An 11,925-nucleotide genomic window follows, 5' to 3' on the forward strand; every position below is an offset into this window, starting at 1 on the left:
CGCTTGAAGGTAAATTGAATTAGAGTGCATACAATACAAAAATTCGGACGTGATCCTATCTTATTGATATATTATCATTGTTTTTAAATCATTGATTTTCGATTAATTCAGATTATTTTCCACCAAGGCATAGTTCAACAAACCAGACTCCACCCATTTGGTTTTGCGAAATAGTTCTGTGCTCGGTAAAATAAATTAATTGACCTGCTCCCGTTTAACGAAAACTATCAATTACCCTCATCTCATTTTGCATCGATTGCTTCCAGTATTTTCCAACACTGGTATAATCCCCTCGGCACATGGAAACAGCCTTTCCATTTGCCTCCTTTCAGATCGAGCAGTACTTCACCACGACGATTCAGGTATCCCCACCATTCGGAATATTCCGGATCTTTGAAATGACTCCAGGTGTAGTCGTGTACTTTTTTAAACCATTGGAGAGACTTCTCAGAGCCGGTTAATTGATACCCTTTCAGCAGCGATATCAATGTTTCCACATGTACCCACCATAGTTTCTGGTCCCACTCCAATTCCTGTAGTGGAACTCCTTTTCTGTCCATAAAGTAAAAGATGCCACCATACTCTTTGTCCCAGCCGTATTCTAGGGTTTTCAGGGTGGTCTCGGTTGCCTTCCTTATCAGTTCGGGACGGTTAAGCCGCACTCCCAGGTCCATGATAAACCACATGGCTTCTATCCCGTGCCCGGGATTTACCAAACGGCCGCTGAAGGAATCGGACAGGGAGCCATCCTGGTTCACATTTTCCACGATAATCCCTCCCAACTCGGGACGCAGGAATACTTCCATCACTTCATGGATACATTCTTCCATAGTTTGTTCGACAATCTCTTTGTCGAGCAGATGTTCGATTTCCAAGGTGAGGTTACTGAGGATCATCGGCAGGGAGAATCCTTTGAGCGGACGGGTACCGGGATAGGCTTTGTTCCATCTCCCCTTGGGATTGTTCCGCCTGGAGAGAATGATATCGAAAGTGCGTTTGGCAATATCGGCGTATTCCTGATTCCCGGTGGCCAGACTCAGTTGTCCGAACGCCATTGCCGCGAAAGTGTAGGAGAAGATATTGTACGGTTCCACCAATGGTTTTCCTTCGCGGGTAAGCGAGAAATACCAGTTGAAGTTGCCGTCATGCCCATACCTTTTTAGGAACTCAGCGCCTTGTATGGCGCAATCGAGCCATTCCTGCCGTTTTTCCACCTTATTATACAACATGGAGAACAACCATATCTGACGACCCTGAAGCCATATAAATTTATCGGTGTCGAACACATTCCCCTGCCGGTCGAGGCAGGTGAAATATCCGCCGAATTCACTGTCCTGCGAGTGCGTAAGCCAGAAAGGAATCACATTTTCAAGTAATTCCGTTTTATATTGCAAGGTCAATATGTTAAAATTGTTCATCCCTTCCATTTTGTATCATAATTTAATTATATTTACTGCTAATTATAAGCTAGCAGTTTTAAGATATATCTGCAAATTAAGATTAATAAATTCATATATTCAAATATAAAAGTAAAATAATTTATTAAATATTGAGTTATTAACGAAGTTTAACTATATGATACGCGATAATCAGTGAGAATTTAAGTTAAAAGATGGGGCGCGCCAGATTGGAAAAAGTTATATTTTACAAGAGTTCGGCAAACAAGAATTTGTATGCCCGCCACTGTCAAGGAATTTATAAACACCAACAGCTTTGTAGCGGTTGCCGATATCCAAAACAGAATTCTGAATGAATATATTGCTGATATGGCGAAATATGCGGAACCTTCCACAAGTAGTAAGATACGAGCCTGTTATGAATCTATTCCTGCTCAATTGGCAAAAGAGAATCGCAAGTTTCAATACAGTGTCGTACAAAAAGGTGGAAGTGCTACTATTTTCGGAGAATCAATAGAATGGCTCAGATATGCCGGCATTGTTCTTAAATGTCAGAAAACGACTCAGGGGACCATGCCTATAAAAGTTCATGTTGATTTGAGTGATTTTAAACTGTATATGTCGGATGTTGGTATGCTTATCATGCAATCGGGCATGGCAGCACAAGCTATTCTCTCCCCTCTTGAAATGGAAACCCCGTTCATGGGAGCCATTGCTGAAAACTATGTTGCACAAGCTTTTTCCGCAAATTTAATTCCACTACTTTATTGGAAAACGACAATACTGCCGAGGTGGATTTTGTGCTCCAAACGGAATAAAATCAGTTCCTTTATATGCGGCTTTCTGTGTCCGGTAACAGTAGGCAAAGTTGTCTCGGGACAGATTTTTGTCATTTATAGTAAAAATGTCAGAAGAGCTATAGTAAAAATATCAGAAGAGCCCGTCCGGAAATTGCGCGGCTTCTTTTAGAGATTCCGTTTTTCCTACATCGATCAGTTTCAGGTTATCCGGGATATAACAGGCCAGTTCTTCTTTATCACATATAGAAAGGTAAAATTCGATAATAGAAAAACGGTCCGGAAGGTCGGCCATATACTGGAAGATAGAGGGTTCGAGAATCTGGATTCCTGCAAAAGCCAATTTTCTGTAATGCCGGGGATCGAAATGGGGAAAAGGTGATTTCACTTCACCTGTTCTTTCATTGATCCATCCTTTCAGGCGGTCATTGCTGTCGGAGAGGAGGTAGCGCGAGGTCTTCCGTTCGCTGCAAACCAGAGTAGTGAGTGGGCTGCTTTGTGCGGGTGGTATTTCTGTTCCGTGCAATGAATGCAGACCGGCTTGTCGCCTTGAATCCGGGATATGACTTTGTGCATGTGCTTCATATAATTTCCGTAAGTCGGTATTGGAAAGAATATCGACATTATGCACCAGAAACGGCTTATTGTCGTTGAAGAACGGGGAAGCCTTTTTGATCCCTCCTCCCGTATCGAGCAGTTTCTCCTGTTCATCGGAAAACTCAATATGAATACCAAAATGATGATTTGCCTCTACAAAATCAATGATCTGCGGTGCAAAATGATGCACGTTGATGATGATCTCATCGAATCCGGCGGCTTTCAGTTTTTCAATCGCATGCTGTAACAACGGTTTCCCGCCGACCGGTACCAGCGCTTTCGGCATGGTGTCGGTGAGGGGTTTCAATCTCGTGCCGAGCCCCGCGGCAAATATCATCGCTTTCATATACTAAAAATAAAGAATAAGGAGCAAAGAATAAAGACTTACTTAATTAGCCAGTTGAATTAATTATCCTTCTTTTATCGAAAGACCTGTTCCAGATTCTGCTCCCGGTGTACCAGCGAGACTTTGATGCCGAATTTTTTCGAAATATGCTCCGCCGTTTTCCGGGCGGCGTAGACCGAGCGGTGTTGCCCGCCCGTACATCCGAACGAGATCATCAGGTCGGTAAAACCCCGATCCTTGTATCGTTTCACATGCCTGTCCACAAGCGGATAGATATTGTCAAGGAATTCCAACATCTCGCCGTCCTCTTCAAGAAACTGGATCACCGGTTCATCCAGCCCGGTTACATTATTATACCGTTCATATTTTCCCGGATTATTGATGGCGCGGCAATCGAACACGTAGCCCCCACCGTTGCCGGACGTATCATCGGGTATCCCTTTTTTATAAGCGAAACTATAGATACGCACTTCCAGTTCACGTTTCCGGGAGTCGGCAAATTGTTTCAGTTCCGTCATCTCCTGCAATATGCCGCTGAGATAGGGATATTCGTCGAAACCTTCTTTCAGCAAATCCCGGAGATTGTTCAGGGCGAACGGTACGCTTTGGATAAAATGGGGCTTTTTCTCAAAATACCCCCTGAATCCGTAAGCCCCGAGAACCTGCAATGTGCGGAAAAGGACGAACTGGCGCAGTTGTTTCGGAAAATAGGTCTCGTCTACTGGCTGGTATTTTTTAAGTGACTCTATATATGTGAGAATGAGCTCATCCCGCAACTCTTCCGGGAAATTGGCTTTGGCCTGCCATAGGAATGAGGCCACATCATAATAGACGGGACCTTTCCTGCCGCCCTGGAAATCGATAAAATAGGGATTTCCGTCCACCAGCATCACGTTGCGCGATTGAAAATCGCGGTACATGAAAGTTTGCGGTTGCTCCCGAAGCAGGTTCCCTGCCAGTTTTTCAAAATCATTCTCCAGCAGGTCTTCCTGAAACTCCATACCCGTAGTCTTCAGGAAATTATATTTGAAGTAGTTTAAATCCCAATATACGGAGCGGCTGTTGAAGCCGGGTTGAGGATAGCAGGCTCCAAAATCGAGCCCCTGTGCACCTTTTACCTGAAAATCGGCAAGCATCGCAATGGTTTTGTGCAGGAGCGCTTTCTCTTCATGACTGAAAACGCCCGTCAGTCTGCCGCCTTTTATGGTATCGAACAGGATCTCATCTCCCAGGTCCTGTTGGATATAGAACATTTCATCCTCCGAAACGGCAAATACCTCAGGGGTGTTCAATTGTTGTCGGTGAAAATGACGGGACAGTTCTATAAATGCATGATTTTCCTCACGCGATTTCCCATGCACGCCAATAAGCGATAGATCATCCTTTTTCAGGCGAAAATATCTCCGGTTCGATCCGGAAGAGGGTAACGCTTCCAGCGTGGGACTTCCTTTTCCGGTGTACGTGGTGAAAAGAGATATAAGTTGTTGCATATCAATTATTATCTTGTTATTCTAACTCTTTAGTCCAGGCGTTTGCCGATGCATCGCTCGGCATGCGCCAGTCACCGCGGGGAGAGAGGTTTACCGATCCTACTTTAGGACCGTCGGGCAGGCAGGAGCGTTTGAACTGTTGGGCAAAGAACCTTCTGTAGAACAGTTTCAGCCATTTCACTATTTCTTCGGGAGAGTATTTCCCTTCAAACGCCTGCCCGGCCATAAAGAGTATGCGTGACGGAGTGTCGCCATAACGGAGCATACGATGCAGGAAGAAATCATGCAGTTCGTAAGGGCCTACGAAGTATTCGGTTTCCTGTGCAATTTTCCCATCCTCACCGGCCGGGAGCAGTTCGGGGCTGAAGGGAGTGTCGAGTATATCGTGTAATATCCTGCGGGAGGATTCTTCATCTGTCCGGGCATCGGCGATCCACTTTACAAGGGTAGCGACGAGCGTTTTCGGCACACTTGTGTTGACGCCGTACATCGACATATGGTCCCCGTTATAGGTCGCCCAGCCCAGCGCCAGCTCCGACATATTTCCGGTGCCTACCGCCAGGCCTCCTATCTTGTTGGCATAATCCATCAGTATCTGGGTGCGTTCCCGTGCCTGGCTGTTCTCATAGGTTACGTCGTGATGGTCCGGATCGTGGCCGATATCCCTGAAATGTTGTGTGACGGCATCCACAATGGATATTTCCTTAACGGTTACTCCCAATGATTTCATCAGGGCCACGGCATTGCCGTATGTCCTGCCGGTAGTTCCGAACCCGGGCATAGTGATACCATGGATATTTTCGCGGGGGAGACCCAGCAGGTCGAATGCTTTGACGGTTACCAGAAGCGCCAGCGTAGAGTCCAGTCCGCCCGAAATACCGATGGTCACTTTCTCTACACCGGTATGCAACAGTCGTTTGGCCAGTCCATGTGTCTGAATATTGAACACCTCCGAAAGGCTTTCATCGTGATCTTTTTCCGGGGGTATAAAAGGATGCGGATTGAACCTTCGATATATTTTGTCTGAAGTCACAAAATCGATATAGCAGTCGATCCCGCTTGTGCCGTATGGCGCTGTTGCCGTATAGTTGCTGTTTTTCAAGCGGTCGTAGCGCAACGCGTCGATGTCGATGTCGGTAATGATCAGTTCGCTTTCCGGTGAAAATCGTTCCGACTCGGCCAGCATGGATCCGTTTTCGGTGATGAAGCAAGCTCCGGAGAAGACCATATCGGTAGTAGATTCACCCCAGCCTGCCGAAGCGTAGATATATGCTGCGTTACACCGTCCCGATTGTTGCAGTATGAGCGACTTCCGATAGTGGTTCTTGCCCACCAGTTCGTTGCTGGCCGAGAGGTTAAAGATCAGTTCGGCCCCCTGTATAGCTAATCCGGATGATGGCGGGACAGGCATCCACAGGTCTTCGCAGATCTCTATACCGAAAGCGGCGAAAGGAGTGTGGAAAATCATCCCTTTCGAAGATACCGGTACGTTCTTACCCTCGATATCTACTGAAAGATCGGAAAGATCCTTCCCGGAGGTGAACCATCTTTTTTCGTAATACTCATTGTTGTTGGGAATATATGTTTTGGGAACAATACCCAGGATCCCTTCGCCCGACAATACGGCGGCAACGTTGTAGAGGCTGCTTTGGATACGCAGGGGAAGTCCCACGATGACGATGAGCGACGGTTCCTCTTGCATGAAACGGATCAGCACGGACAAAGATTCCATCGCTTTCTGCTGCAACGTTTTCTGAAAGAAAAGATCGCCGCAGCTATAGGCCGTGAGGCACAGTTCCGGGAAACAGAGGATCTGTACATCTTCCCGCTGAGCCTGCTCTATTACCCGTTTTATTTCGGTGGTATTGTAATCGCAGTCCGCCACCTTCAGTTTCGGTGATGCGGCCGCCACGCGTAGGAATCCGTAATCATTTATGTTCATATTCAATGGGTTTGCAATCTTTATCACAAAAGTACATGAAAAACTTCGTCTTCCCAAGCGCGTAAAATGAAAACTGTTCTTTTACAAAGGAAAGAGCACGCATAGACTCAATTATTGATAGATTAATTCCATTTTATATTTCCATCGATCAAAATAAAGATTCCATTGGCCGGACTCCACCTCACCCCGCTGAAAATCTACCGTTTCGCTACGGGGGTATTTTTTCCCGGGATAAAATTCCCCCGAAAAACCGGAATTGATATACAAACGGTAGGAATCGATACCACTCATGAAAAACTCCTGTCCCGGCTGGATAGGGACTGCCCCGCCGCGCCCGAATGAGATATCGACCGGGATCCAGCCCGTACCTTCAAAATAGACTTCTGCCCAGTCGTGCAGGTTCACCTCTCCCGGATGCGTCATCCATCCGCTTTGCCAACGGGCCGGAATACCTTTGTATCGCAACATCGTCATCATCAGCAGTGTTACCTGTCCGCAATCGCCTTTGCGGTTTTCAACGACATATTCGGGAATATTGGCGATGGTGGAATATTCGAGTGCGCTTGCCCAGGGAAAGCCGGCAGCAATATAACGATAAACTGCCTGCAGGATCTCTACAGGCGTTCGGGCATTTCGGGTTACACTGTCGGTCAGATTCCGGATGTTTTCCGAAAACCGGATGTGTGGCTTTTGTTCCGCAGTATATGTTTGGAATACTATGCTGCTTTTATCATAAGGTGCTGCCTCTATCTCAGATAGATCGAACCACTCTCCCCGGGAAGTGAATCCGAAATCGATCCAAAAAACTGTCGGTTTGCCTCCTACTGCTTTTTGTTCCATATACAGGCTCGTGTGTGCTGTTTTGTCGTCAGATAAGATGTAGTCGGATGGTGAGGTTGCCAGCAATTTTACATCCGTTTGTCTGCTGACATCTTTTCTCGGAAACGGTAACCAGGCTTTCAATATTTCTCCGTCGGGAACAACATCTGCGTTTACCATTAGTGTGTATCGCGCTCTCATTGTTTTCTTAGGAAGAAGATATTTCCCTTTTATTTCACTCTCAGTTTTATGATTGAACGCGTTGATGAGCAACGAATCGCGCGGTGTATCTGATCCGGGCGCGAGGATCTTTGTCAGCTCTCTCGCCGAAGCATCTACCCGGAATATATTGGGTGCGGCATTCCGGAAATATCGTTTTTCCCCGTCGATGATCCTGAATTCGAGTGTTTTGGATCGTTCCCAACTATCCATCAGTGAATCGGAAGGGGTAAACAACCGGTTTTTTTCTATCCAATCGATTATTTCATCCTTTGTTTTGTTGAAATCCAGTTTTACCCTGTGCAAAGAGTCTTGCGTAAAAAGAAGGGTCCGCTGTTGCGGTTCGTTTAGCTGTCCTTCCTGTACAAGTGAATCGATCAGTGCTGCTGCTCTTGTGAAATTTCCTGATACGATCTCTTTGTTGATCTCCCTGATAGGATCCTGGCGTTTTGGTGAAGAACAGTCGAGCAGGAACAGAAGAATAAGTAAGCCCAAAGTTGTTCTCATGGGTTGTGATTTTTAAAGTTGAACGTTGCGCACAATTTGAAAAAAATCCGGAAGATTTTTGAGCAGCGAAGTCATGGAGTCGAAAACTACCGAAGCGCCTGCGTCGGTCAAGACGGAGTCGGGGAGGGGACCTGTATTCACGGCGATGGTAAAGATACCGGCTCCGACGGCCGATTCGATACCCAGCGGTGCATTCTCTATCACAATGGCTTGATTGGGTTTCAGATTGCCGCCTTTCTGCAGCCCCATCAGATAGGGCTCAGGGTCGGGTTTGCCGTGCTCCACGTCGAAAGCGGTCACCATGGTTTGAGGCGTGAACACGCCGGGGAAATGAATGTCGAGCCGGTCCAGCAGCGAGGGTTGACCTGATCCGGTGACCAGCACGGGCTTTAGCCCGTTCACCTGTACAAATTCCAGTATTTCCGCAGCTCCGGGAAGGATCTTGCCACTGTTATATTGCTGGAACAGTTCAGTTTTACGGGCATAAATCTTTTTTATTTCCTCATCCGTGGCATCACGGTGCAGGTTTCGTTGAAAAACGGCGTCGATGGTCGATTTGCCGATCCGGCCTTCCTGAAGATAAAATTCGTGGGTCAGGTGGTGGAGTGCCCTTTCATCCATAGTCTGCCGCCACGACTTATCATGGGCCGGCATGGAATCATATAGTACGCCGTCCATATCGAAGATAACGGCTTTAAGATCGAAATGCGTGAACGAATGTGTATGAAGATAATCTGAAAGTATTTGTTCCATCTTGAACGTTTGTTGCGATTATGATTCGCTTGATGGTTCAAATATACAAAAAAAACCGGTGTTGTGCAATTTATTTGTTTTCAGCCAGCCGTTTTACTTCTTCTAATCCGTTGGTAAATCCTTCATCCATATCATGTTCATATTCATCCTCGATATCAACGGATACGGTCAGTGTGGTAATGCCATCCGATTCACTCAGCAGGTATTTTTCAAAAGACCCTCCCTCTCCGTAGCTTTTGCCTTCAATTCCGTTCAGCACTTCGCCCAGATGGTTGAAAATTACTTCATATGGTTCTTCCAGTTTCGTGATGGTCGCAATCATTCCGTTACGGTCCGGATCCAGAAACAGTGTCTTTCCTCCGATTTTCCAGTCCGACTCATAGTGAGATCCCGGCATAAAATGTTTTGTCCATTCCCGGTATGTATCGTCATTCCACAACGTTTCCCATACTTTTTCAATCGGAGCATGTATTTTCTTTTCAAATGAGATTGTTTTCATACCATAATTATTTGACTGTTAATAACTTTGTTATTTCTTTATTGCTTCGCTTTAAACGAACCAACGGGAAATACTCTGTTGGTTTAACAGTCACTAAATAGAAAAAGTTGCCGGCGGGCAACTTTTCTTACCATATGACAAGATAATAAGGAAAAGAAAATTATAATCTTGCTTTGATCACTTTGGTTGCTTCCTCGTAACCGGGTTTTTCCAGCAGGGAGAACATATTCTTTTTGTAGGCTTCCACTCCCGGCTGGTTGAACGGATTGATCCCGAGCAGATAGCCGCTGATGCCGCATGCTTTTTCGAAGAAATAGATCAACTGTCCGATATATTTTTCATTCAACCTGGGTATTTCAATAGATAGGTTGGGAACGCCTCCGTCCACATGCGCGATGCGTGTACCCAGTTCCGCCATCTTATTCACTTCATCCACCCGTTTCCCTTCCAGATAGTTTAATCCGTCGAGATCCCTCTCATCGCGCGGGATCCGCACTTTTTCGTTCGCTTCCCCGATCGATATCACCGTTTCGAAGATGGTGCGCTCTCCCTCTTGTATCCATTGGCCCATAGAGTGCAGGTCGGTGGTGAAATCGACTGCTGCCGGGAAGATCCCTAGACCTTCTTTCCCTTCGCTTTCTCCGTAAAGTTGCTTCCACCATTCGGCCAGGTAATGAAGTTTAGGGTGATAGTTCACTAAGATCTCGATCTTCTTGCCCCGCTTGTACAGTTCATTACGGATCACTGCGTAGATGGCGGGGAGATTGTAATCGAAGGAGGTGGAAGGTGCGGTAGCTTTTTCTATTTCCACAGCACCGCCTACCAGTTTGCGGATATCTATCCCTGCCACGGCAATGGGAAGCAATCCCACGGGCGTGAGTACGGAATAGCGTCCCCCTACATTGTCGGGGATGACGAATGTTTTGTATCCTTCCGTGTCGGCCAGGGTACGAAGGGCTCCTTTCGATGCGTCGGTGATGGCTACAATCCGTCTTCTTGCCTCTTCTTTCCCTACTTTGTCTTCCAGTTGGTCTTTCAGCAGCCGGAAAGCGATAGCCGGTTCGGTGGTCGTGCCCGATTTGGAGATATTGATGATGCCGAACTGTTTGTCGTCGAGATAACGCATCAGTTCACAGAGATAATCTTCGCTGATGTTATTTCCGGCATAAAGGATCACCGGATTTTTGCGTGCTTCTTTCTCCTGCAGCCAGTCGAATGAGCAGGAGAGGGCGTCGATCACGGCGCGGGCGCCGAGGTAACTGCCGCCGATACCCACTACCACTACTGCCTCGCAGTGCGTCCGGAGTACCGTTGCCGCATCTTCGATCTCCCTCAGTACCTGGTCCGTAATAGAGGAGGGGAGGGTTACCCATCCCAGGAAATCGTTACCTTCGCGGGAGCCGTCATGGAGTGCCTGATTGCAGATAGTGGCTCCTGCCGACTGTTTCAGAATATCCTCTTCCGAAAGGAACCCGGAGAGATCTTTGATCTGTAATTGAATCGTATCCATTTTTGTTGATTTGTTGATTTGTTGATTTCAAAATAAATCGATCAGCTTCTTGATACCGTTCTGTGGGGAAAGCTTTTCGTAAAGGATCCGGTAGACCGTTTCGGCAATGGGCATATTGATATTGAAACGGCTGTTCAGTTCATAGATACATTTTGCCCCATAGTATCCTTCGGCGATCATCTCCATCTCCAGTTGCGCCGACTTCACGGAATAGCCTTTCCCGATCATCGCCCCGAGCGTCCTGTTCCTGCTGAACTGTGAATAGCCGGTCACCAGCATATCGCCCAGATAATGCTGTTCGGTGATATTGCGTTCAAGAGGAACTACGCCGTTGAGAAAACGCGACATCTCCTTGGCACAGTTACTCATCAGCACTGCCTGAAAGTTGTCGCCATAGAGAAGTCCCTGACAGATACCCGCTGCGATAGCGTAGATATTCTTCAGTACGGCAGCCAGTTCAATACCCACCACATCATCCGATACACCTGCTTTGAGTACCCTTGAATTGATTGCCTCTGCAAGTAGCTTTGCTTTTGTCTCATCCTTACTGGCCACGGTCAGGAACGAGAGTCGCTCCAGCGCCACTTCTTCGGCATGACAGGGACCTGAGAGAACGCCTATGTCTTCAAAAGGGATCTTAAAATTGTCGGCGAGGAATTCACTCATCACCATATTGTCGTTCGGGATAATCCCTTTCAGCGCCGATACCATGAATTTTCCCCGGAAGGTGTTGTTCCAGATGCGGCGGAAATATTGTTTCACATAGGGAGAGGGAATGGCGATGATGATGGTGTCCGATTCCTTGATCGCCTTCTCCATGTTGGAATAAAAGGTGATCTGCGCCAGGTTGAATTTTACATTGGTCAGATAGCTGGGATTGTGGCCGAGTTTATAAAAACCCTCTATCTGATCGTCCCGCCGGATGAACCAGTTCATATGTTTTTGGTTCATCAGGACGATTTTCGCCAGCGCTGTTCCCCATGTGCCGCCGCCCAAAATACAGATTTTACCGATAGAATCCATTATATGTTTTTTTCTGACAATCCGGT

The 11,925-nt window shown here is 46.8% G+C and carries 10 protein-coding genes; 1 reads left to right on the forward strand and 9 read right to left on the reverse strand.

Features of this window, described 5'->3' with window-relative positions; translation table 11 throughout:
* Nucleotides 1-242: 242 nt before the first annotated feature.
* On the reverse strand, nt 243-1,418 hold the full coding sequence (locus tag Q0502_RS08635; RefSeq protein ID WP_298649672.1) for an AGE family epimerase/isomerase: 1,176 nt from the start codon (nt 1,416-1,418) through the stop codon (nt 243-245).
* Nucleotides 1,419-1,673: 255 nt separating this feature from the next.
* Here Q0502_RS08635 and Q0502_RS08640 point away from each other — a divergent pair, with 255 nt between their 5' ends.
* Nucleotides 1,674-2,366, forward strand: a complete 693-nt coding sequence (locus Q0502_RS08640; protein ID WP_298649674.1) for a DUF4143 domain-containing protein — start codon at nt 1,674-1,676, stop codon at nt 2,364-2,366.
* Here Q0502_RS08640 and Q0502_RS08645 read toward each other — a convergent pair.
* The 8 genes from Q0502_RS08645 to Q0502_RS08680 form a co-directional block, all read right to left on the reverse strand.
* Entirely contained in the window at nt 2,328-3,137 is an 810-nt protein-coding gene (locus Q0502_RS08645; RefSeq protein ID WP_298649675.1) for a nucleotidyltransferase family protein, read from the reverse strand. The two genes, Q0502_RS08640 and Q0502_RS08645, sit on opposite strands and share 39 nt — an antisense overlap.
* Before the next feature lie 74 nt (nt 3,138-3,211).
* Nucleotides 3,212-4,633 (reverse strand): RNase adapter RapZ, encoded by a 1,422-nt coding sequence (locus tag Q0502_RS08650; protein WP_298649731.1) that lies wholly within the window; start codon nt 4,631-4,633, stop codon nt 3,212-3,214.
* A gap of 10 nt (nt 4,634-4,643) precedes the next feature.
* On the reverse strand, nt 4,644-6,569 hold the full coding sequence (locus Q0502_RS08655) for an NAD(+) synthase (protein WP_298649677.1): 1,926 nt from the start codon (nt 6,567-6,569) through the stop codon (nt 4,644-4,646).
* Nucleotides 6,570-6,680: 111 nt separating this feature from the next.
* Complete coding sequence (locus Q0502_RS08660; protein WP_298649679.1) at nt 6,681-8,114, reverse strand: transglutaminase-like domain-containing protein; 1,434 nt, start codon at nt 8,112-8,114, stop codon at nt 6,681-6,683.
* Nucleotides 8,115-8,126: 12 nt separating this feature from the next.
* The gene (locus Q0502_RS08665) at nt 8,127-8,867 is read right to left on the reverse strand and encodes an HAD family hydrolase (RefSeq protein ID WP_298649681.1); all 741 of its coding nucleotides are present in this window, start codon (nt 8,865-8,867) and stop codon (nt 8,127-8,129) included.
* 70 nt (nt 8,868-8,937) lie between these two features.
* Nucleotides 8,938-9,366, reverse strand: coding sequence for an SRPBCC domain-containing protein (locus Q0502_RS08670; protein WP_298649683.1), 429 nt, complete (start codon nt 9,364-9,366; stop codon nt 8,938-8,940).
* A 160-nt stretch (nt 9,367-9,526) separates the two neighbouring features.
* On the reverse strand, nt 9,527-10,876 hold the full coding sequence (locus Q0502_RS08675; RefSeq protein WP_298649685.1) for a glucose-6-phosphate isomerase: 1,350 nt from the start codon (nt 10,874-10,876) through the stop codon (nt 9,527-9,529).
* 27 nt (nt 10,877-10,903) lie between these two features.
* On the reverse strand, nt 10,904-11,899 hold the full coding sequence (locus tag Q0502_RS08680; protein WP_298649687.1) for an NAD(P)H-dependent glycerol-3-phosphate dehydrogenase: 996 nt from the start codon (nt 11,897-11,899) through the stop codon (nt 10,904-10,906).
* Nucleotides 11,900-11,925: the final 26 nt, after the last annotated feature.

Source organism: uncultured Proteiniphilum sp., from assembly GCF_937873925.1.
Taxonomy (GTDB): domain Bacteria; phylum Bacteroidota; class Bacteroidia; order Bacteroidales; family Dysgonomonadaceae; genus Proteiniphilum.

What these genes read in the sequence shown, in the direction of transcription:
- Q0502_RS08635 (WP_298649672.1), bottom strand. Translation starts at nt 1,418, where the DNA reads ATGAACAATTTTAACATATTGACCTTGCAATATAAAACGGAATTACTT.
- Q0502_RS08640 (WP_298649674.1), top strand. Translation starts at nt 1,674, where the DNA reads ATGCCCGCCACTGTCAAGGAATTTATAAACACCAACAGCTTTGTAGCG.
- Q0502_RS08645 (WP_298649675.1), bottom strand. Translation starts at nt 3,137, where the DNA reads ATGAAAGCGATGATATTTGCCGCGGGGCTCGGCACGAGATTGAAACCC.
- Q0502_RS08655 (WP_298649677.1), bottom strand. Translation starts at nt 6,569, where the DNA reads ATGAACATAAATGATTACGGATTCCTACGCGTGGCGGCCGCATCACCG.
- Q0502_RS08660 (WP_298649679.1), bottom strand. Translation starts at nt 8,114, where the DNA reads ATGAGAACAACTTTGGGCTTACTTATTCTTCTGTTCCTGCTCGACTGT.
- Q0502_RS08665 (WP_298649681.1), bottom strand. Translation starts at nt 8,867, where the DNA reads ATGGAACAAATACTTTCAGATTATCTTCATACACATTCGTTCACGCAT.
- Q0502_RS08670 (WP_298649683.1), bottom strand. Translation starts at nt 9,366, where the DNA reads ATGAAAACAATCTCATTTGAAAAGAAAATACATGCTCCGATTGAAAAA.
- Q0502_RS08675 (WP_298649685.1), bottom strand. Translation starts at nt 10,876, where the DNA reads ATGGATACGATTCAATTACAGATCAAAGATCTCTCCGGGTTCCTTTCG.
- Q0502_RS08680 (WP_298649687.1), bottom strand. Translation starts at nt 11,899, where the DNA reads ATGGATTCTATCGGTAAAATCTGTATTTTGGGCGGCGGCACATGGGGA.